The organism is Undibacterium sp. FW305-107 (assembly GCF_058788535.1).
Window position 1 is genome coordinate 64607 of the sequence record NZ_JBYTAV010000001.1, and the last position, 23055, is coordinate 87661.

General features: G+C 52.2%; 14 protein-coding genes. 3 read left to right on the plus strand and 11 right to left on the minus strand.

What is annotated here, in order from left to right; genetic code table 11:
- Positions 1-92: 92 nt before the first annotated feature.
- Entirely contained in the window at positions 93-2621 is a 2529-nt protein-coding gene (locus AC3WQT_RS00300) for a beta-1,3-glucanase family protein (RefSeq protein WP_492701104.1), read from the minus strand.
- A gap of 297 nt (positions 2622-2918) precedes the next feature.
- Positions 2919-3593: a hypothetical protein gene (locus tag AC3WQT_RS00305; RefSeq protein ID WP_492701106.1), complete on the minus strand. Its 675-nt coding sequence runs from the start codon at positions 3591-3593 to the stop codon at positions 2919-2921.
- Positions 3594-4237: 644 nt separating this feature from the next.
- On the opposite strand from AC3WQT_RS00305, the gene AC3WQT_RS00310 reads away from it, so the two are divergent.
- Positions 4238-5479, plus strand: coding sequence for a DUF4382 domain-containing protein (locus AC3WQT_RS00310; protein ID WP_492701108.1), 1242 nt, complete (start codon positions 4238-4240; stop codon positions 5477-5479).
- A 45-nt stretch (positions 5480-5524) separates the two neighbouring features.
- Here the strand turns inward: AC3WQT_RS00310 and AC3WQT_RS00315 are convergent, their stop codons facing one another.
- The 3 genes from AC3WQT_RS00315 to AC3WQT_RS00325 form a co-directional block, all read right to left on the minus strand.
- Positions 5525-6115: a DUF4865 family protein gene (locus tag AC3WQT_RS00315; RefSeq protein ID WP_492701110.1), complete on the minus strand. Its 591-nt coding sequence runs from the start codon at positions 6113-6115 to the stop codon at positions 5525-5527.
- 267 nt (positions 6116-6382) lie between these two features.
- A complete protein-coding gene (locus AC3WQT_RS00320) occupies positions 6383-6787 on the minus strand; it encodes a tautomerase family protein (RefSeq protein WP_492701112.1) in 405 nt (134 codons plus the stop codon).
- Positions 6788-6790: 3 nt separating this feature from the next.
- Positions 6791-7132: a carboxymuconolactone decarboxylase family protein gene (locus AC3WQT_RS00325; RefSeq protein WP_492701114.1), complete on the minus strand. Its 342-nt coding sequence runs from the start codon at positions 7130-7132 to the stop codon at positions 6791-6793.
- 134 nt (positions 7133-7266) lie between these two features.
- Here AC3WQT_RS00325 and AC3WQT_RS00330 point away from each other — a divergent pair, with 134 nt between their 5' ends.
- Together AC3WQT_RS00330 and AC3WQT_RS00335 are read left to right on the plus strand one after the other, a co-directional pair.
- Positions 7267-8151: a LysR substrate-binding domain-containing protein gene (locus tag AC3WQT_RS00330; RefSeq protein WP_492701116.1), complete on the plus strand. Its 885-nt coding sequence runs from the start codon at positions 7267-7269 to the stop codon at positions 8149-8151.
- Between the two features lie 176 nt (positions 8152-8327).
- A complete protein-coding gene (locus tag AC3WQT_RS00335) occupies positions 8328-8702 on the plus strand; it encodes a VOC family protein (RefSeq protein WP_492701118.1) in 375 nt (124 codons plus the stop codon).
- A 148-nt stretch (positions 8703-8850) separates the two neighbouring features.
- On the opposite strand, the gene AC3WQT_RS00340 is transcribed toward AC3WQT_RS00335, so the two are convergent.
- The 6 genes from AC3WQT_RS00340 to AC3WQT_RS00365 form a co-directional block, all read right to left on the minus strand.
- Complete coding sequence (locus tag AC3WQT_RS00340) at positions 8851-10722, minus strand: UvrD-helicase domain-containing protein (protein ID WP_492701120.1); 1872 nt, start codon at positions 10720-10722, stop codon at positions 8851-8853.
- The gene (locus AC3WQT_RS00345) at positions 10719-13067 is read right to left on the minus strand and encodes an AAA family ATPase (RefSeq protein WP_492701122.1); all 2349 of its coding nucleotides are present in this window, start codon (positions 13065-13067) and stop codon (positions 10719-10721) included. Before AC3WQT_RS00345 ends, AC3WQT_RS00340 begins: the two co-directional genes overlap by 4 nt.
- 195 nt (positions 13068-13262) lie before the next feature.
- A complete protein-coding gene (locus tag AC3WQT_RS00350; RefSeq protein WP_492701124.1) occupies positions 13263-14603 on the minus strand; it encodes a cytochrome c/ABC transporter substrate-binding protein in 1341 nt (446 codons plus the stop codon).
- Positions 14600-15658, minus strand: a complete 1059-nt coding sequence (locus tag AC3WQT_RS00355) for an SCO family protein (protein ID WP_492701126.1) — start codon at positions 15656-15658, stop codon at positions 14600-14602. Before AC3WQT_RS00355 ends, AC3WQT_RS00350 begins: the two co-directional genes overlap by 4 nt.
- A 32-nt stretch (positions 15659-15690) precedes the next feature.
- Positions 15691-17604 carry a YncE family protein gene (locus tag AC3WQT_RS00360; protein WP_492701129.1) on the minus strand — a complete coding sequence of 638 codons (1914 nt, stop codon included), beginning with the start codon at positions 17602-17604 and terminating at the stop codon, positions 15691-15693.
- On the minus strand, positions 17604-23036 hold the full coding sequence (locus tag AC3WQT_RS00365; protein WP_492701131.1) for a hypothetical protein: 5433 nt from the start codon (positions 23034-23036) through the stop codon (positions 17604-17606). The genes AC3WQT_RS00360 and AC3WQT_RS00365 overlap by 1 nt, the downstream gene beginning before the upstream one ends.
- Positions 23037-23055: the final 19 nt, after the last annotated feature.

The following is a 23055-nucleotide window of genomic DNA, read 5'->3' on the forward strand; positions in this document are numbered from 1 at the left end:
CTGACAGGGGCATTGCTGCAAACAGCGGAGAACCAGATTGCATTAACAGCAGGTTGGGCAGCGCAAGGCCGGCCCAACCTGCGCGTTACTCCCTAACTCTGAAACGAAAAATTAATCTGCCCTGTCAAGGTAGCACTGCCATCCGTAGGCACATACACAGCCTGTATCGCATAACCAACTGAAGCCGCATTTGACGTGACGCTGGTGGATGCCCCCGTCGCATCCGCATTGGCATTCGTGCTCATGGTCACCGTTGTCGGGTTGAACAAGGCTATCGTGGTCCCCGGCGGGATGCCGGTGCCAGTCAGCACTTGCCCCGGTGTCAGGTTATTGGTGCTGCTGACATTCTCGATCAGGTTATTGCCGTTGGCGACGACGCCTGTAAAACTGAGCACATTGGCCGGGATATCAAACGGGATGACATTGGTGACGCTGCTGACGGTGGTAGCAGCGACGCTGGCAGCAATGTTTTGCAGGGAGTCCAGCAGGTTCAGTGCCAGCGTGCCTGCCACGGTCGTCAAAGGCAGCACGACGGTGACGCTGACGTTGGTACCGACCGGGAATTGCGGCGGGTTCAGGCTGACGGCAAAGTCCCCGCTGGGGCCAATCAACTGCACCGTGCTGCTGGCCACGGCAGGCTGGTAATTGGCATCGCCCGAATACACTGCCGTGAGTGTGTAGCTGTGGGTATAAGCACCATCGGGTAAAGGAGGCACGCTGAAGCTGCTCTGCGCTGCCTGGCCTGCTACCAGTGGCACAACGGTAGAACTGCCAGCCACATCCGTCATGACACAGCCATCAATAAAATAACTGATACTGCCAGTTGGTGCTGTACTGCTGCTGCCTCCAGAAACGCTTGCCGCCAGTTGCAGGCTGCCACCTTGCGTGCCGCTGTTGGGTGCTGTCAGTGTCACGGTGGGCATGGGCGTGCTGCCCCAGGTGCTGAGGGTGATGCTGATATTGCCGACACTGCTCTGCTGGATATTGGTGCTGCTGCCAAACTTGTCATCGTACGGAAAGGCATAGGCCAGGCCGTTTTCGGTCAGGCCATTCTGGTGCCAGTATTTGACCCAGTAATTGAAAGGCTGAGCATCGGGATACCAGGTCGTGCTGTCCCCCCAGGTGGATGGGTCATTGAGGATGATGCCACGGTTGAAGGCGGCAGAAATCGAGTTCTCCAGATCGCCCTGCACGGCCAGTGCAGTACCGCTCAAACCACGCAGGGTATTGTCGGCAAATACCGCATCGCAGGCAAAGATCATTTGCGAAGCAGATTCCTTGGCCATGGCGGCGCTGATCCATGAAGGCGGCGCAGCGAGGGGGAAAGCAGGCGTATACGCTACCGGCGTATTTTGTGTCGAGAATGGATAATAAATCGTATAGGTACTGCTGTCAGTGTTGCTGGCATCTGCCAGTTGCAATGCATAGTTGCCGTCTGCCTGCAACACCACACTGCCGCTATAAGTTAATGGTTGGCCATAGGCAGATGACTGCAGACTGAAGGTGTTGCCGCCACCATTCGCAGGCACACCCGCGCCTGCCTGCGCAGGGCTGGTGAAATAACTCAAGAAAAAGTTATCGACCTGGGCATTGAAATAATTGTTCAAAGGGTCAGTGGCGGCGATGGAGGGGTTTTCACAAATGTCTTTCGGCGACACGATGCGCATCGGCACCGCAGCCAGGCATTCAAGAAACAGGCTGGCATTGGTTTTATTGCTTTGCTCCTTGATAAAGGTCGCAAAATTGCTCATGTCTGTGCCGTTGAAAATATCATCGCGCACACCGACCACGCCGACAGGCCCGGCCAGGACGGCAGTGAGCGCTGCGCCGCTGGCAGTAGCCGTGGCTGGCAGGTTCAGCGTCATGCTGGCGGGGTTGGCACCCGTTGGCACACTGACCACCGCACTACCCGCCGCAATGCCGCTGCCAGTCACAGGCACACCCTGGCCCAGGCCAGTGCTGTTACCCAGGCCGGTGACCTGTTCGCTGCCTGTGGTGGTGTCACCCGTGAAATTGTCATTGTAAGTCTGCGTGGCCGCAGCATCCTTGAAGAACTGCAATTGCATGGGCAAGCCAAAGGCATCAACCTGCGAGGTATCGATATCGACATTGATGCTGTCATTGGAATTCGACGCGACGGTAAACTCCAGAAAATCATAGAACGTGCCAGTGCTTGGGTCTTGCGCGCTGGCCGGGCTGGGCGACGATACCGAGGCCGGTGTTGATGTGAACGACACCTGGGCCTGCGCGGGCGCGCCGACGGAAATCAGAATGCGTCCCGAATATTGCTGGTTATTATTACCGTTCGCATCACCCGTATAGGTGGGCGCAGGCAGGCTCAGGTTGTTGCCCCATTGCGTGAGTGTATAACTGGGCAGGATGACGCCATCTGGCGAATTAGGCCCTGGCGGCGACAGATCAGTCACGGCAGTCGGCACCACTTGCGTCTGCCCTGCTGCTGGCGGCACCAGATAATAATTGGTGCCCTGTGCCGGGGTCTGGTTATTGCCGGGGTTGATGATGAGGCTACCATATACCGTCACCCAGACATTGTCGTTATTGGCAGGCGAATTATTGATGATGGTGATGGGTGCAGAAGACTGGATGGGAAAAGAAGACATGGGGACGCTCCTTGAGGGTGATGACATCGTAGAAAGGTAAGCCACAGCGGCTTGCACGGTTGATGCAATATCCTTGCCTATTCTACATGATCAAAACACAATCAAAACGCCTGTCTTAACTTATGGTCAGCAATTGTCTGCTGTAGTCTGTTACAGGTGTGCAATACTGGTTTTAGCTTTACTCCTGCCCCAACGGCAACATGCCAGATGGGATGGATGGGGTTTGCGTTGAACTTGAGCATCTTGCTGCTTTGCCGCTCCTACCCACAGAACGGCGGCGATCATACTGCCAACATCTTAAGCGATGATATAGCTGGTTCCTTTGAAACGAATGCTTCCATCCTGGTATCTGGCAAACGTCATCCACTTGACATAAGAAAAATCCCGGGTCAGAACCGCGCGGTAGCATTGCACAGGCTTATTAAAGGGCCAGATGCGATCCCAATCGTCCAGACATTTCTCCGCGGCTACCGCATGTACGGCCTCTATATGCAGCCTGGATTGATCTTCGAAGTTGCGGCTATAACGCTCCCACGGCAAACCGGCCTTGCGCAAGAGAGCTACTCCGTTGAGTTCCGCCAGATTCTTGATCTCCATGGAAGCTTCCAGCGTTATGTCCGGATAGATTTCTGTCCATTGCTGGCCGGGGTAAAACTGCTCACGATAATCCAGGGAAGGGCATTGCCCTTTGCTATTGATGCGGGCTGCATATTTTTTGTTTTCGCTTTCGCGGAAATGCCAGGCCCGGTCTTCCCATTTGAGACTCACCTCGTCAAACACGCAAGCCTTGCCTTGCACAATGGCAGGTTTGCTGACCACAAACGCTTCCGGCTTGGCAAGACAGCGCACCAGCGTCATGCCGTTTTCCAATTTGAAGCTGGACTGCGCCATGATCTTGACGCTCAGCACTTGCTCAACAGGCGCGATGTCACAGGAAAAATTGGGGACTTCATAAACAATGATGGGTAGCATTACTTTCTCCAAAAATCCCAGATGCTGCGAGGGTGCTTCTTGTCAGGCTGGCTATTTGCGTTATGCTTCACAAGTATTCAAAAAAGATAATCTATCATAACAAACGAAACTATTTTTGATCATGTTACGGTACACCTCAATATTGGTGGATGAACGCCGTACACGAAGCGAGCAGGTTTCTTATATGCATGTCAGGCAGAAAAACTGATTCATGTCCATCATCAACGCACTATTATCATAATGCAGCCGGATTATTCACATAAAGCGTTTCTAATGCATTAATTTTGAGCATCACCAGAAACTACCTTGTGTGCCAGAAAGTAGCTCTGCCATACCTGTTTCATTCTGCTGCAACCCAACATTCCCAGACGCATACTGCCATCAAGAACTACTCCAGCGGACAAGCACATTCTCGTTCTACAACAATGCAAAGCTGTTTCAAGTTGAAACAAAATTTAAATAAATGACGACTCAGAACTAGACTGAACGATACCGTTGTGTGTTTTGTGTCCGAACTCTTCACCTAATTTTTTTAAATCATGATTACGTCCATCGCTCATCTGCAAAAGCAACTGCAAATCAACATGTGCTTTTCTTTTCGACAGAAAAGCATGACATGAATCAACAATCAAAGAGGCATCAAAATGAAAAATTCATTATGGAAACTGTCCTTGCCAGGCATCATACTGGTGACAAGCTTGCTGGCAAGCTGTGGTGGTGGCGGTGGTGGCGACGCAGTCGTATCCACATCAATAGGTGGCCTCCAGAACACAACAGGTACATTGCGGGTGTCGCTGACAGATGCACCGTCTTGCGGCTTTGACGCAGTCAATATCACTGTTGCCAAAGTAAGAGTTCACCAAAGCGCCACTGCCAGCGAAAATGATGCCAACTGGACCGATATCACCCTCACCCCCGCCAGAAAAATCAATCTGCTGAAACTCACCAATGGTGCGCTTGAAGACTTGGGCCAAACGCCGCTGGCAGCAGGTCATTATTCACAAATCCGGCTGGTGCTGGATGCCAATACAGGCAACGCACTGGCCAATTCCGTCATCCCTGCTGGCAGCATTACAGAAGTTTCGCTTGATACTCCCAGCGCAGTACAAAGCGGCATCAAGCTGATCAATGAATTTGATGTCATGCAGGGCCAGCGTGCTGATGTCGTATTGGATTTTGATGCCTGCAAATCCATCGTCGCCAAAGGTAACGGCAAGTTTGCACTAAAACCGGTAGTCAAAGTAGTGCCTACCATCCTCAACGGGATAGACGGGTACGTCAATACTGCACTGTTATTGAGCAATGTCGCCGTTACGGCACAACAAAACGGCAACGTGATCAGCGCCACCGTGCCCAATGCAACTACTGGTGAATTCTACCTGGCACGCCTGGCACCCGGTATCTACGATGTCGTCATTACAGCTGATGGCCGTGCCGCAAGCATCATTACCGGCGTACCGGTTGCCAGCACCAGCAGTACGGTCGTGGTCAGCAGCAGTTCTGCACCGATCAATTTATTGCCCAATGTCGGGCCACAGGCAAGCATCAGCGGCACGGCAACTCTGTCGCCAGCCAGCGCCACAGAAGTCGCTTATGTCGCTGCCAAACAAAGCTTCATACCGGGGCCTACCGTGACCATCAAGTACCAGGGCGCAGACATCCTGAGCGGCGCATATACGCTCTCCAATTTACCAACTTCTGCGCCCCAGCTGGGCACCTACAGCGCCATTTTGCCCATCATCTTCGCAACGCCGGTTGTTGTCGTGCCTGATGTTGGCAAATACAGGGTAGAAGCTGCAGCAACCGGCTATACCAGCAAAGTGATACTGTCAGTCGACGTATCGGCAGCGAATCAATCTGGCGTCAATTTTGTACTGACGCCCTGACCATAAACCGGCGCATGTGAATATGCATCCATGCGCCGGTTATCATCACACTTCTGGTGCCGACACATGCCCCACTTCATAAACCTGCACATCCACTGGCGAACTGGTACCTCGCATTGCAGCTTTTGCCGCCGCCGCATCACGCCATAAAGTAAAGCGCACCAGTGTCCATTCATTGGGATCAAAAGCCGTCAGCGTTGCCAGCACGCCGTCTTGCTGACTCAGTTTTTTTGCGGTGTCGATTTCATGTTCACGCAAGGCACCCAGTACGGTATACGGTGCGATAGGGCTGACCTGGCGTGTGGCAAATTTCGCGCTGCACACCTGCGCATCAACATGGTTATGCCATACCGACCATTGCTTGACCGCAGGCCAGCCAAAGGCTTGCGAGACAGCTTTGAAGCCATCGCCACAGAGGAAATTATTCATGCCTTCGTTATCGCTCCAGAGGTAGAAAGGGGCGTAAACATTCTGGCTGGATGCTGTGGTTTCGCTGCTTTTTCTGGCATGCAGATAGGCCTTGAAAGCCAGGCCAGGGAAGTTGTCGAGCATGTGGCCCTTGCTGGCGATGCGCTGGCGGACGATGTCCATGTCGTAGTCGGCAGGGAGGGTGAAGTTGTATTGCATGGCGATCATGTTGGGTGTCCTCTTGGGATTGGATAGACAGGAAAATTTTTCTCATAAATTGCAAGGATCGTAGGTTGGGCCGGGCCTCGCCAGGCTGATACCTCGTAGTCTGTAGGTTGGGCCGGGCCTCGCTAGGCTACGGTTTATCAACCCAACACTGGGCCTCTGCAAACGTATACGTTATTTAAACGCCGAGTGTTGGGCTGATACCCCGTAGCCCAACCTACAATGCGTAGCCTGGCGAGGCCCGGCCCAAGCTATGTAATTGCAACGACCTCACTCATACCGCGCCACCCCGTCATACATCACCCCACTGCTAAACGACCAATCCTCTGCCGCCGTGGTATTGATGATGACCATCACATCCTCTGCCCGCAAACCAGGTGATTCTCCCAGCAGTTCAACCAGCCGCTGGTAAAACGCCTGCTTGGTGGCAGCACTGCGCTGGCGGCCAGCGGTGATCTGTATCAACACAAAATCATCCGACCTTGGCTTACCCTGATGACTGAGATAGTCGCGGTCAAACACCAGCTCATTCGCTTCATGCTGCTGGATGACCTGGAAACGGTCCTTGAATGGCACTTCATAGGCATCGACCAGCGCCTGATGCAAGGCATCAGACAAGGCTTGCAGGTATTCAGGTGATTTTCCCTTTAACAGGGATACGCGGCTCATGGGCATGATTTACTCCTTTGACTTTGACGTAGTTTGGTTGGCAGCCAATTGACGTAGCACACTGATGGCAGAGGCAGCCGTTGGCCAGCCCGAGTAAAACGCCAGGTGGGTGATGACTTCCACCAGCTCAGCCTGCGTGATGCCATTGTCCAGCGCCCTTTGCATATGGAAGGGCAATTGCTCGCTGCGGTTCAACGCGATGAGTGCGGCGACGGTGATCAGGCTGCGGTCACGCGGTGGCAGGCCCGGTCTTTGCCAGATGTCGTCAAACAAGACCTGGTCGGTCAGCTCGGCAAATTTGGGGGCGATGTCGCCCATCAGTTCGCGGGCGATGGTGCTGGGGATTTGCATGGTGCGACTCCAAAAGCGTTGTTGACAAGTACAAGATACCCTACTATCTTCATCCATAAAATCAGATAATTTCAAACCAATCATTCCAAAAAACGGGATGGATAAAAAAGAAACAAAACACAAGGAGTGTTCCAGTGAGCAAGATCACCTTCGACCTCGACGTCATGCGCACCTTTGTGACTGGCATAGAACTGGGCAGCTTTGCCAAGGCGGCGGACAGGCTGGGTCGCTCTACCTCTGCCGTCAGCGCCCAGCTCAAGAAGCTGGAGGAGCAGGTCGGCAGCCCCATCCTGCGCAAATCAGGGCGGGGCATGCTGCCCACCGCAGCAGGCGAGACCCTGCTGGCCTATGGCCGCCGCCTGCTGGAACTCAATGACGAAGCTGCTGCCGCCGTGCGCGGTGTTGATCTCGAAGGCTGGATCAGGCTGGGCATACCTGAGGACTTTGGCGAACGCATACTCACCGACGTACTGGGCCGCTTTGCCCGCGCCCACCCCAGGGTCAGGATAGAAGCCAAGATCGCCCGCAACGCCACCCTGTTCGACCTCATCACCGCAGGCCAGTTGGACCTGGCGCTGACCTGGGACGCCAACATCACCACCCCGCACAGCGAACACCTGCGCAACTTTGCCATGCACTGGATAGGCGCGGCAGACCCGCAACTGCAAGCAGTGCATACTGCTGACGATCCGCTGCCTCTGGTCGCCTTCGAAGCCCCCTGCCTCATGCGCAGTTGCGCCACCAGCGCACTGGACCGCGCCAACATCCCCTGGCGCCTGTCCTTCACCAGCCCCAGCCTCAGCGGCATCTGGGCCGCCGTCGCCGCGGGCCTGGGCGTGACAGTGCGCACAGCAGCTGGCCTACCACTGCATCTACGCATCATCAACAACCCCGCCCTGCCCGCCCTACCCATGCTGGGTCTGACTTTGCACCGCATGGATGCCGAGCCGGACATGGCAGTGCAGAGATTGCGGGAGATTATTCTGGAGACGCTGATGGGGGAGGATTTAGGGCAATAGCTCAAGGCAGCGTGATGGTTTGATGATTTTGATGACTAGCCCGCGCCGCCCCCTCCTCTGCGATCTGGTACGGCAGTTTGCGCGGCACTAAGGGGTCAGGTAATATCTGTGATCTGTGGCGAATGACCAGTCACATCAATTATTTCTACTTCAATCGATATCTTCCAGGAGGCAATATGAAACGTGTTGTTGGCATAGGCGGCGTGTTTTTTAAAGCGAAAGATCCCAAAACCCTGAGCGCATGGTACAAAGATCATCTTGGTTTTGACCTGAGCGAATGGGGTGGCGCAGTATTCGAGGCCAATGGTGCCAACAACGATGCCAAGACAGCCTGGTCATTATTCCCTGCCGACTCCACCTACTTTGCGCCCAGCCCCCAGCCCTTCATGATCAATTACCGCGTCGATGATTTACACGCCCTGCTCGCAGCCTTGCGTGAGGAAGGATGTGATGTCGATGCCAAGGTGGACGATTCGGAATATGGCAAATTTGGCTGGGTGATGGACCCTGAGGGTAACCGGGTTGAGTTGTGGGAACCGCCGAAAAGCTGATTCATATTACTCCTATACAAGCACACGCCATCATTGAAAGCTGATGGCGTCGAAGTTCAATGAGCTTTTTTGTGATCGATCTACGCAAATAATACCTTTATTCCATCGACTGATTAAGCAGCATAGGGAATTGGAGGGATATCTCGTTTTAACAGGGAATATCTCGAACAATCTCGTCAGCAGAGAACCAGTTCCGCTCCAACACAAAGTCATGGACTTGCTGCGGATTTTTTGAATATGCTACTAACGCTAGGCTTTTTCGTGCGCGGCTACATGTTACATAAAACAATCGGCGAGTATTCTCTACGATCCTCTCCCCTTTAGATTTCCCTCCAAATAAATCTCCGTAATTGAATAGAAAACCACGTGCTTCGTCATCATCCATGATTACCATCACTCGCTCAAATTCCAATCCCTTTACACCTTGGTGAGTATCGAAATGAGCCTTGCCTAAGATATAGTTTGCAAACGGTTCGAGTTGCGAAAATGGCGCAGTGAGGAAAGTAGCAATTGCCATGCTTCGTTCATCTTCAACGTCGCTCTGTTGAGTTTGAGTCTCAATGCGCGGGTCAGTATTGACTTTGGTAGACGACATATGATCTAGCAATATGTCGGGGGCGACGAGAAGTTTGTTATTCACAATGCATTGCAGGACATCTTTCAAAGATGGATCAGCTTGATTTTTCCATAATTCCATCAAATTTAAGAGCGAAGACGATATGTTTCTTAAGTGATTTTTTATATCGTCCGCATTACGAAGTGCCTCTGAAGCCAAAAGTGGCGATCCCGCTTTCAATAAGCGTGTCACTGCGAGATCGTCTTCTGCAATTTTTGCCTTCACAAGTGGTAGTACGTCCTCAGTAAAAAAACGGGATACTGACAGTGTGCCGTTCAAAAAACTCGTGCGCCAACTATTTACTTCATATAGAGGAACGAACATTTCCAAAAATCCCATTCTAGACGCCGCCATTCGATGCTCCAGCGTAAGATTTTTGCAAAATTGTGGTTCCTTCCAAGCTTGATCATTCGTAACGCTAAACATATGAATAGCAATCGCATGCTCTACTTCGAACTTATTAGGTGTATCACTTGGCAAAATGAATAACCGAACTGTGCCTTCAATTGCATCTGATCTCCAGCGCTGTTGCTGCTTGTCCGTATCATCTCTAATTTTGTTAATCAATTTAACCACGCGCTCGGGGCAGCGATGATTTAATTTCTTTCCAGGAGTCGCCCAATCGTCTGGCAAATTCTCGCCCAAACCCTCTTTGCCATCGTTATAAATGCGCTGCATCATGTCACCAAGTAAACCAAGTGCAAATTGATGCTTTTGTTCTTTCTGAACTAGAAAAAGTGCATCAATTAAATACTTGTTTGTATCCTGACTCTCATCAATAAGAAGAATCGGGTAACGACCAACTAGAATGCTTTGCATTGTTGGTTTACTGCTTAAAAATTTCGCAGTAAGCTGAAGTACTTCAGTGTGATTTAAAGCGTCTCTGCCTCGATTATCTCCAGTCGGGCTGTAGACAAAACGCTTTATGCTATCAAGATTCTGCAGTCGCTTTGTTTTTGATTCTATTTTGGCTAAACGTTCTAAAGATGCTTTAGTGCCTTTCCTGCCTTTTCTTTCATCAAGATCAACTTGCGCAATATCGTCTTTTAACTCAACACGTAGCCATTCCCTAATATCATTATTGAGTCCATCTATAAGCGACCAAACAAAACTATGAATCGTTCTTACATCTATTAATGGATCAAATTGTAAGCGACGCTTGATTTCATCACTAGCAGCATTTGTATAAGTGATGACACCAATCTTCTGGCCTCTCCTCCTTAGCCTATCACCAAAATTACGTTGCACATTCACTAGAGTATTTACAAGTGACCTGGTTTTTCCAGATCCTGCTCCAGCAAACAAAAAAAAGCTCCGCAATGAATCTAAATTCAGACAATTAATCATTTCTGCATCAGCAGGCGCATCAATGTCATTATCTTGTTTATAATCAGCAGCATTCATATTTCACTTCCAATCGCATTGCCTGTTACCTTTTCTTCTTTTCGCTTGAGCTGATTTGCAAACCACAACAAGCCCTTGTGAATGTATTCTGGTACAACCAATTTCTCAATATCATCACTCAGTAAAAGATCAAGAGAAAATTCAGCTTTACTTCCATTTTTAAGATCATCACGAATTGATTTTGCCAATTGAGTAATGTCTTTAGATTTAGTAAGTGCCGTTCTAAATTTTTGAATAAGGCCACTGCCTTGAAGCTTCGCGAAGAGATCAGTATTCTGGTATACAAGTGCATCTTCGAAAGTATAGGCAAGTACCTCAACATTTTTAGCAGATTTAAAATTAATCATAATCGGCTGCTGATATGCCACTCTGATTGCGTATCCAGACTTATCATCTACAACTAGATCATCCTCCTTCATATCGAGCGCTGAATCTAAACCCTCTTGCCCTGGCACCCATGACTTTATCGTTTCATTGCGAGTCGTTTGTCCTACTCCGCGCTTAGGATTCGCATTACTCCCGGTGGCAGGATCCTTTGCATCAATATCCGTGATAATCAAAGCGTTTATACCAAGGTGTTCAATAAGTGGCCTCAATCGATGTGCATGACTTCCACCAATTTCAAGCCAAGAAATATAGCATCGCCGGAGATAAGCATATTCATTGCGTGACTCAATGAGATGGGGAATCAGAATACGCTCAGCGGGCCCCTCCACAAGAATAGCGCCATCCGCAAAGAATAGATCGCAATGCGTTGCCTTCAAGTAGCGTTTTACGAATTTTTTAGTTGGATCTGCTCCACCAAAAATCTCTGATAAGTTAACTACGGAAGAGAATGGCACAGACCCAACAGCATGAGGTGCAGGAAGTCTACGGAAATATCGTAATGAGGAAAAATCAGCGGCATGAGCTAGATGACTCGAATGAGTACTCACTATTAGCTGAGTATGAAGTATTTTCGACTCTTTTAGCATCTCATGCTTCCGTAGTATTTCATAAGCCTGCTTGATGAAGACTTGTTGAACTTGAGCATGTAAGTGCGCTTCTGGTTCCTCAATTAAAACTAAATGCAGTGGAGGAATATGATCTCCATACGCAGAAATGCTCAACCCGGCTTTACCAACTTTCATCCACTTATCACGGAAGCTCATAAGCTCAAAAACCATTGACACTAAATTTTGATATCCCAGCCCATTTGAATCTTCAGGGAGACTATGTGATTTTCCTTTCTCTGCTTCATATGTTGGAATCTCATACTTAACGGCCGAGCTGTGATTCAAGCTATCCACTGGCCGAATGTTTGCAGACACTGTAAGCTTGGGATCTGTCACACCTGGATAACCAAGATCCTCAAGCTCCTTTAACGCGTTGAAAAAACTTGCTTCAAGTTTTGTTCCAAATGCGGTTTGTGCATCATGCAGCGCTTGCAATGCTTGAATATCCTTGACCTCCGGGTTATTAAATGGATCGAGATGTTCTGCATAGTATGAGCGAAGTTGCTTAGACAATTTTTTTCCACTACGCTGACTCTCCTGTTCATCACCTAAATTATCACTACGTAATTTCGTTGACGTAGAAATTCCAAATCCTCTTTGTGCATCAATTTCATCAATTTGAATGAGGCCATAAAATGGATCTCCATCTACAGGTTCGCTTCCAACATTCAGATTTTGTGGTATTGCAATTCCATTTTTTGGGGAAACAAGTTTAATCGGGTCCAACAAGTAAGCACGCACTTCAAACATAGTGCGCAATCGACGCGATAAAAAATCGACCAATGAACTTGGCCAAAGTGTGAACGGGGATGTATTCTTTTCCTGCTTTAATCGCGCGGAATCTACATCCCCATTGTCAAGCACCGGCACGGGTTCGGTCGCCCCTACCGCTTTTTCCATTACGGCAACAGCTGCTCTTCTTGCTGCAAGATATTCTTGTTGAATGTCTCCAACTTTTTTCGGTTCATAACGTAACCTGACACCGATACTCTCGCCATTCCAGTCTAGGGAAGGTAACAATTTTTGAACGTAATGCAATTCGTTCATAGGCACCTGAAGCCACACATCAAGGAAAGGAATAACATCGCCCCATTCGAACGACTCTAATTTATCTTCTAGATTGCTGCTTTCCCATTTAGCACCAATCTCATCAATCTTACGCCAATGCGTCAAAGTGAAATCGTTAATTGTGAAATTTCCACGATCAACTAAGAAGCGTCGTAAAGCGATCATCGCGGCGGTTTTTCCGCTGTTATTCGCACCAACAAAAAGAGTTGTTGTCTCAGCGAAATCTATGCGAACAGCTTGAAGTTTTCTGAAATTTCCAATTTCAATTTGTTGAATTTGCATTTCAATCCCCAGAATTTACAAGCATTAATTATTTCCAACGGACACTATCTTTACAAAATTCCTGCATTGGTCATTACCGCATTGGCCCCCAAGTCCAAATTCATGAAAAAAGTACATTAACCTCTTAGTCACTAACAATAGCAATGAACAAACTCCGCCTGCAACTCGTGCAAACCTCGAATTCTTTGTTGTCCCTCACCAGCTTCGCAACACCTTGAATACACCATGCTCAACATCCACGGCAAGCAGTTGCCCTCCGTGCCTACCGTGATGTTGGCCGGGGTGAAAACTTATCTTGCCGAATCCGGGAATCGTAAAATCCCTGAGCTGGTTCAGTTGCTGCAGCAGTTCAGCGCGGCCTAGCTGGCGGCCACTGCGTTTGAGTGCTTCTATGAGTACCATGCCTGCGGCATAGGCGGCGTCGCTGTAGGCGGTGGGCAGGTCAAACACCGGGCTGCTGGTGCGCCAAGGCAAAAGCAGGCGCAGGCGGGATGCTTGTGCGGGTGGCAGTTGCTGGCTGGCCGGGCCGATGTGGATGGCGCTGGCATATACCAGGCTATCACCGCTTGCCGCAAGCACAGCACTCAGATGAGCAGGGCTGCCAAGATAAATCACTGCTTCGCCCGGCTTGCGGACTTTGGCTGACCATATTTGCTCGCGCAGTGACTGGTGATTTGCCCGCGCCTGCTCGCGCAACTCTTTGAGCAATGCATGCAAGGCCGGATCATTGCCAAGATCATGGATCAGGGTCAGTTGTAGTGTCGCTTTATTGCCAAGAACATTGCCGGAAGCAGCGCCAGCATTGCCACGAGCATCAAGCACAGCCTGAGTCAGCAAAGCGCTGGCTTGTTCGCGTATGGAGGGCAAGAGGTGGAAACTGTTTGGTGCAGACGGGTCAGAAAAATTGGCAAGCCCAGGCATGGGTAAGGTGCCGATGACAGCCAGCTTGTTAGCTTCAGTTGCGGAATTGGACGCAATTTGCAGCCCGGTTTGCAAGCTACTTTGTAAACTGGCGACCTCGACAAATACCTCGTCCGGCGCAGAATTGACGAGCAGTTCCAGCTTTCGCCCATACACTTGCTGATCAAAAGCCTTGTTCAAGCCTGCCTGTATGGCGGCACCGTAGACACTGTCAGGCAAAGAGACGCCGACACGCAGTACGGTGTCAGTGAGGCCCGGGGTATCCTTGCCGATGACGCTCAGGTAAGCGAGCAGATCATTGAGGCTTGTTGCGTCGATTTGATAGCGTGGCATGAGCGGATGCAGGCTCTGGCCATTGCTGCCTATACCCTCTGCCAAGGCGCGTTGCAAATGCTGACTGTCTGGTTTGCCTGCGATGGCCGGTGCACGCAAGCCGCCCTCTTCGCGTCCCTGACCTTGATTGCCATGGCAGCGCACGCAGGCGGCCTGGCCGTTCCAGCCTTTGTGGTACATGGTCTGGCCACGTTGCCAGGCTTGATCATCGGCGGCGTTGGCAATGTCAGCACAGAACAGCCAGAGCAAAACGCAAAGTGCAGTCCAAAACCTTGACATCATCTTGCTGGCAACAGCTTTCCTACGGCCAGGGCAATATCTTCTGGTTTTGCTGTCGCATAGATTTTTTTCCAGTCACCGGTCTGTACATTGCCTGCCAATAAAATGCCGCTGTGGGCGTCTTTGTCTTCACCACTGCCACCGAGTTTTTTGGCGACAGCGCTGATGTTTTCTGAACTGCCAGTCAAAAATAACCAGCCTGGGCGCACCTTGAATTTGCTGGCAAAGTCTTTCAAGACCTTGGGGGTATCGGTGTCGGGGTCTACCGTGATGCTGACCATCTGCACGCGCGGGTCTAGCAGGGGCTGTACCCTGGCAAGGTTGGCCGTCATGGGTGAACAGATACCGGGGCAAGTGGTGAAGATGAAATTGATGAGTACGACTTTGTCTTTCATGACGTCATCAAAGAAATGCACGGTTTTGCCATCTTGCGTTTGCAAAGGCAAATTGGGGAAGTAGCGGCCATTGGCGGCCTGCATGGCGGGGTCAGGCCCTGCCACTTGTTCTACAGTGCTCTGGATCAGTTTGGCCTCTGGCATGCTGGCGAGTTGTTGCCAGGCCTGTTTTTTTTCATTGATGACCAGCACAAGGCCACTGTGATTGCTGATGTCGCTGACACCGGCATTGAGGGATCGCAATAATTTGTCGACAACAGATTTATTACCCGTCAAAAACTGCCAGCCCGGGCCAGCCTCAAACTGCTGTGCAAAGGCTTTGAGGCGTGCGGGTTTGTCAGTGTTGGGGTCTATGCTGACGGATATGAAAACCACGTCACGCCCTACCCGTGTGCCCAGGTCGCGCTGTACCTGGCGCAAGGTGGCGGTTTGAGTGGGGCAGATCATGGTGCAGGAAGTGAAGATGAAATTGACAACGGCTGTTTTGCCCTGCACCAGGTCACGGTAGAAGGCGACGTTCTTGCCATCCTGGTTGATGAGCTGGGCTTCAGGAATCGCACGCATGGCAGCTTGCGCAGATGGCATTGCCAGGAACAAGACGCTGTACACCATAAGTAGCATAGACAGCAGCGCTTTGTTCATCATGCCTGATACGTGTTTCATCACTTGCTTCATATTGATCCCACAATAAGTCTTTATTTCACCGTCAATACCAGTCGTGCCGATTGATTCCAGCTCATGCCCAGCGATGCCGCCTGGAAGTAGACATAGTAATGCCCGCTGACGGCTGGTGCAAAGCTGATGCCATAGTCACCGTTTTTTTGTTCCTGCGCATCCAGTTGCAGTTGTTGATTACCCGTTGTATTGAACAGCAAGACCTGCAAGTCAGGGATGCCAGACATAACCTGTCCGCTAACCACATCGCGGATGACGAATTGCAGGTTCTGGTTTTCACCTTTGCTTAAGGTGGGCGTAGCTCCCGCCAGTGTCACAGCATAAGGTGTTACAGGTGGCTTGGCTGGATCAGCCTGTACGGTGATCGGAAAACAATGCAGCATTTTGGGTGAATCGAGATAAAACACTACCTGGTAATTGCCTGCCTTGGGCAAGCGGGCACTGGCCTGGTACATACCGGGCTGGCGTTCTTGCAGGCTGTGGTCCAGCACCAGCACGGCGCGCGGCTCGTGGCCATAATTGCGGAAGCTGCCTGCGGGTGCGCTCATGCCTTCCTGGTAGTAATAGATGGTGCGGTCAGCAGGATTGGCCAGCAGAGCGGCTGCGCCATTAGGCACCATCACCGTGGTGTCTGCCAGGCTGCCTGCGCTGCGCCCCTTATCCAAGGCTTTTTGACCATTGCTGACCGATGCCAGCGCCAGTGGCTGCCCGGCCTGTATATTATGTGCAATTGCATCGAGCGGCACCAGTTGCATGATTTCACTGTGACGTCGCCGGATATAGGCCATGCGGTCAGAAAACGTAACCTGGTCCGGGCCATGCGTGATGTCTGCCCCTTGCACGATCTGGTTGGTGGCTGCGTCGAGCAAATCGAGTTTGTTTTTTTGCGGGTTGAGGATAAAACCATAGCGGCCATCGAGTGTAAAACGGATAGTGGATATGCCGGGCAGCGCCTTGATACTTGCCGCCTGCTTGCCTGCCACATCAAAGGCAATAATCTGGCCATCGCCTTCATGCGCAACATACAGCAGTTGTGCCTTGGATGACCATGCCATGGCGACAGGCTTGCTACCACTGGCAAGCTCAGCGCTTTTCCTGAGGCTGCCTGCGTCGATGAGGCTGATGCTGTTGTCTGCAGCATTGCTGACAAATGCGCTCTTGCCGTTGTCACTGAAGGCGATGGTGTGGCTGCCCTTCCCTGTCTTGATGTTTGCCAGCACCTGGCCATTGGATGATGAGAGAACCGTCACACCATCATCAGTCAATACCCATAATTGCTGCGCGCCGGGTCGCAAGGCTATTTGTCCCGGATGGCCAGGCACGGATACATGGGTTCTGACTTGCCAGTTGCGGGTATCTACCAGCGCCACTTCATGCACCTGCGGCTGGCTGACCCAAAGGTTTTGTTCAGGCGTCAGCAACCAGTCTTGCCCTGTGCCATGCAGTATCACCATGGTCAGCAATTTGGAACCACCAAAACCGGTTTGTGGATTGATGACGGAGATGGAATTATCTTCATTCAGGGCCAGCACATAATAGGCATTCAAACTGAGTGCTGGCGCATGCAGCAAATCGCCACCGATAAAGGTGGCAACCTTGCGGCGGCAAGCCTGTTCACTGCTTTCTTCTCCCTGGGTTTGTCCGTCGTGCCCATCAACCCAGGCGATAGGTCGCGCATTGCGGATGGGGCTAGCACTGGCGGCATCACGCAGGCTCAGGCTGAAGCGGGCTTCTGCGCCTTCTTGCATGGGCTGCGACATGTCCAGTTGCAAGGAGACGCCATCCTTGATCACTTGATTTGGCGTGGGCTTGAGTTCTGCTATCGATGCTGCCCCCACGCTACCAGCAAAAACAGTCGCCAGCACCAGTCCGGTAAAGGCTTGATGCCAGCAATTGCGTACATTGACTTGCCTGCTAAGTATGGTTTCCCGCATTAACGCTTCCGTCGCTCTATTTTTTTCAATGGCAACACTGGTGGTTCGGCCTGTTTGTCTATCGCCTCGATTGCATTAGTAGCCGTGAGGATGGCCGCTACCGGTCTGTGCTGTGCCAGGCCACCAAAAGAAGATCGCACTTCCAGCATGCTGGGCATTACGGCACTGGCATTGGCCTTGAATTGCCAGCGCCCGGTCTGGTCAACTGCAACCTTGCCCAGTTCTTTGCCGTCGGCCACGATGGTGACAGAGTCCGCCTGCTCCCATTGCACACTGCCGGGGCGCATCGTGACACTACCGCTGACCTCAAGAATACCCTCTATGGACACGACTTTGTCAATCACGACGATATCGGCGAACACTTCCTGTACTGCTGCTGTGACTGCTGTAGCTCCGGCAGCACGAGTTTGAGCAGGACTGACGCGGAACACGCCCCAGCCACCGGTGCTATATTGGCCATTGGGCCAACTGCGGTACAAGTAATCGCCCGGTACCGAGAATGTGCCGCCAGCCTTATCGACAACAACGTCAAAATGTGATGTCGTGCCATAGCCGGACTGCGTGCCCGTTGATAGTGATGCCGGGTTACTGTCTATCCTTCTGGAGTTATCGGCATACGGTTCAAACTGCCATTGATGGCCAGTCAGTTCAAACACATTCTGGTTATCCGCCAGCCCCGGTGGGCCAAACAGGCGGAAGCGTACTGGCGTGCCTGCATTGGCACGGAAGACCGGTGTTTGAGGATCTCTGCCTATGAGGGTGTTTGATACTTCAGCCGTAGTATCGGTGCTTGGCAGTACTTCATTGATATTGCTGCCAATATTACTCAGGTCAGCAGCCTGCAGATTGTTCCAGTTGGGGATGGGCAACTTGTTTTGCGTGAACCCTGGATTTAGCTGTGTGCCAAAGCGATAGAAGAAAGGCTCGGTACGGTAATTGACTGCCATTAATGGCATACCTGCGCCGTACAGTGAATTACCCCCTAACTGCATGGCGATATCGGTTTGCATGAAGACCGCAAAATCACGGAAAGGCTTGCCCACCGCAGGCGACACCGTGCTGGAGACATGCGTGCCTGGATCGTCTTGCCATTTCGCGCCCAACGGCTCGATGATCATGCCGCCAAACAGGCCATGGTAAGCCTGCATCAGCGGGTCGGCAGGTGCCAGGTTGAGGGCACCAAATTCTACCGGTGTGGCGCGGGTGACGCCGTTCTCGTTTTGCAGCGTGCCGGCATACCAGGTGTAGATGGTGGATGGTGGCGTGCCTGTGCAAGGCGCGGGGTTGCAGGCAGCCACGGTTTGTACTGGATTGTTACCGACGTTCATGCCATCGGCATTGCTGACATCCATCGCCAGCAATTGCGGGTGCAAGCCTGCTTGGGTGGAAGGCAGCAGCTTGATATTGGCGTAGGCATCGGTAAAGCCCAGCGTTGGCCGTGCGGCAGATTCAGGCGTGGTAAATACAGGCGCCCTGGCATTGACACGGTTGGTCAACTGCAGCCGGATGACATCGCCAGCAGCGGCGCGCAGGGCCAGTGGTTCAATAGTGAGCCCGGCTTTCAAAGTGCCGTTGGGGTTCAAGTCCTGGTCTTGCACATACACGATGGCATTGGGGTCGTTCAGGGTTTGATCCGAAAACTTGCCATTCGTCAGTTTGGCACCACGGCTGTTGTACAGCAACGGGCTATTGGAACCCAGCAGTTGTTGTATGGTCGTGGCCGATACCTTGAACTGGCGCACACAAGGGCCGCGCGCAGTGCAATCGGTGGGCAGGTTGGGCATGGTGGTGGCAACCGGCCTGATGCTGGAATTGCCAGGCAAAGGTGACAGCCATGACACCTGGTTGTTATAGCTGCGCATCAGGCTCCAGGCACCGCTGACATTGCCGTCATAGGCATTGCTGGTGTTGACCAGATAATCCAGCGACTGCGCCTTGCCGGTTTGCGGGATGGTGAACAGGGTTTCAAAATGCTCGGACAAGCTCATGGTCTGGCTGTCGCGGTAGCCAGAGTTGGTGTTGAAGGGCTCGAACAACCATTTATTGCCATTCACAGTGACAGTATGGTTACCCACCAGTGCACCATCAATGACGCGCAATTGCACGGGGTCATTTTCATAGACATGCAAGATCGGCGTGAAAGGATCAGTGCCGCCCATCTGTGCACTGACAGGCTGTTTGGGGAAGGTGAAGCAATTATTGGTCGCAGTTTTTACGCAACGCGGATTGATGTTCGCACCACCTGCAGGCTGCACGTTCAGTTGTGCATCATTACGCAAAATGGAACTGTAAGAACGTGCCAGATCCGTGCCTGAATTGACTGTGCCACTATTTGCAGCCACCCGCAAAGCCAGCGACTCATTGCGGTAATTGAGCACAGAGACACCGACACCAAAACCACCAATGATACTGGGCGTGGTCGTTGGTGGCGTAACTGGATTGACTGGATTGCTGATCGGCACCGGCAAGCAGCCAACGCAGTTGATGCCGTTAAGCGGATCAGCCCAGCCGGTGTAAGTGCCATTCACACTGCGTTTGCAACCGCTGTATATCGGATCTTGCCCAGGATAGCAATCAAAGCTGGTACGGCTGGCTGGCAGATAGGCAAATTGTGAGTCTGCAACAGAAAGCGCAAATTCACGATAGGCTTTGCCCTGGCGCGGCACGATGTTGGCGGCATAGCTGGTGGGGCCGCCATCACTGCGGTTGCCAAACAGGGTTTTGCCATCAGCCGAAGTCCAGCGCGAATCTGTGGGTTCTACCACCAGCCCGGCATACAGGCCCACCATCTGATGAGTAGACGGGCCAAAATGGTCATGCGTGAATACTGTCAGCAAGGTGCGGTCGGCTTTTTGTTTGTCCATCACAGGGTCAACCCACCAGCGCTGCACTGTGGCCTGCGCGCCCACCCACTGCATGCTGCCGGGTGTAGGGCCATTGCCAAAGCTAGGTATGGCTTTGGGGGTCAGCCTGACTTGCTTGCCATTCACCGCAATACCGCCAGCCTGGTTGATGCCATTGATGCGGGCGCGCACTTCATCCGGGCTGAAGGTGCCGTCTTCATAGTTGAAGCCATTGGCTGCGCCATCAGAGGCAAGCACATCAAACTTCACCAGGTGGATATGCTGGCCGATGATGTCGGTCGGCGTGCGCACCTGGAAATCATCCAGCTCATAATAACTCGGTACCAGATTGGTGTGCCAGTATTCAACCACGTCATTGCTGTTGGCGCGGAAGAACAGGGGTTCTGGTGGCTTGTCACCATTCAGTATCGGTTTCACATCCTGCCACAAGGCCAGTATGCGTTGCTGCGGGAAGTGCCAGCCTTTTTTGTTGAGCACAACGTCAGTCTGCATGGCGGCACCCTTGTAGATGCGCACTGGCGGCGTGACGGTAGCACCCCGGGCGGGGTTGGCAAACGGTGCGCCGGGCGCACGCTGCAAGCCATTCATGGCGAATTGTGCGAGGCTGCCGTCGGGCATTCTGGTGGCGACAGATTTTTGTTCATGCATGGTCATGGCCGCCTGTTCTGTGGCGGTGCCCTGCTCTGGTAATTCTATGGCGTTGATACGGCCCATTTCTTTGGTAAAGTCAGTCTGCGTGTATTTATCAATGGAAATCGTGCCACCGGTAATCAGATGGCGTGGCAAGCCGCCATTCAATGCCACACCATTTTCCACCGCAAAATCATTCGGCGGATGAGGCGCACGGTGCCCGGCGATGCCGGGGACAAAGAAGGGGTAGCCTGGGTTGCCAGCACCTGTCACCTTGACCTGGCCTTTGTCAATTTGCACTGCTGCGGGCAATGGTGCCATGGCACGGGTTGGCAGGGGCACTAAACCAGGAATGGGTGTACCGGCCAGAATCTCGGCATCCGGCAAGGCCCGTGAACCGGCCCTGGGCTTGCCATCTGCACCAAGAGGCGTGCCCAGTTCCAGCACATCATGCACGCGGAACAAAGCCCACATGCCGCTGGCAAAATGGGGGTAGAAATGGCAATGGAAGATAGAGTCACCCGGCGTCAGGTTGCGGTTACCGCTGCCGTCATAGACAAGGTCCATGGTATAGGATGAACCAGGGCCTATGGTCTGGCTGTCGAGATAGCTGCTGGTATCACTGTCTGGCGAATACAACCACTGGTGGGCATGGTGATGATGCACGTGGAAGATACCCTGCCCCGCATGCAAGACACGGAAGCGCGCACGGTCACCCTGGTAAGTGTGATACACATTGGATGGATCATCCGGATAAAAGGCCTTGGTAGCCTTGGGCGGCGTGCAAGGTTGGGGCGAGCATGGCAGGTTGGCCGGATTATCAACCACCATGGCAGGGTCACCACCCGCCCAGGAGCTCAGGAAAAATTCTTCAAATTTGCATTCAGGGCAATCAGCAGTCGGCCCGACCTTGAGCCGGTTGGCGAGAATTTCAGCAGAAATGCCTGCTGAACCATAATTGATGGAAAACGCATCATTGGCACCACTGAGCACATTAGTTTGATCGGCCAGCTGAGGAAATGCCTGCACCAGCGTGAAAGACTCGTGGTACATCACCGTCACTTCACGGTATGGTGATTCTGGATTGGGGTAAGACGGATTGCGTGTGCCACTGACAGTGAAGGGGCCATGGTTAGGCCCGGTGATGATGGCCGTCAGGTCGCTATGGACGATATTATTTCTTGCATCCAGCATTTTCAGCACTGGCTTGCTGCTGTTTGGTAGCAGCGCATCATAATTAATTACTGGGTAACCCGTAGCACCAGTAACCGACGCCTGTTGCATTTCAGCCTGCGTAACCTGGCTGCGATACCATTCTGAACCGCGTGGCTGCACATTGACAGAACCAAACAGCCCATACGTCAACTGCTCTTGCCCTGCCATGCTATACAGTAAAAAACTGCCCTCTTCTGCCGCGAACAGGCGGTAGCTGATGGCTTTGCCCGGTGCGATGATGCCGCTGTCAGTGCCACTTGCCGAGACCGCATTATTGCCTGCAAAGCTGCCATCATCCCTGATGGATGACACCAGCTCCATGCCAGCGACATGGACAGAGGCATTTTTTGTCACCGGTTTAGGATTGACAGAAGCAGGCTTGAGCCAGTTCTGGAAATTGACCATCAGGCAATCACCCACATTCGCCCGCAAGACCATGGGCCGCGGACGTTTTCCTGGCCGCAATTGCGCATTGCCCGGCCCTGGCGTGTTGCCGCTGACAGCAACCACATCACCCCGCAGCGCATACACCATGCCACCCGGTTGCGCCGTGCCCAGGCGATTAATCATCATGGCCTGGTCTATCGCCACCACATCTGCAGTAATGAAGCGCTCACAACGCGCAGCGGCTAAATTATCCGGGGCAGCCTGGGCTTGAGCCTGAGCAGCGAGCATGAGTAGCATGGGAGCGAGGCTACCGCCTATCATAGAAAGGATTTTCATCTCTGTTCCATTTCAAGAA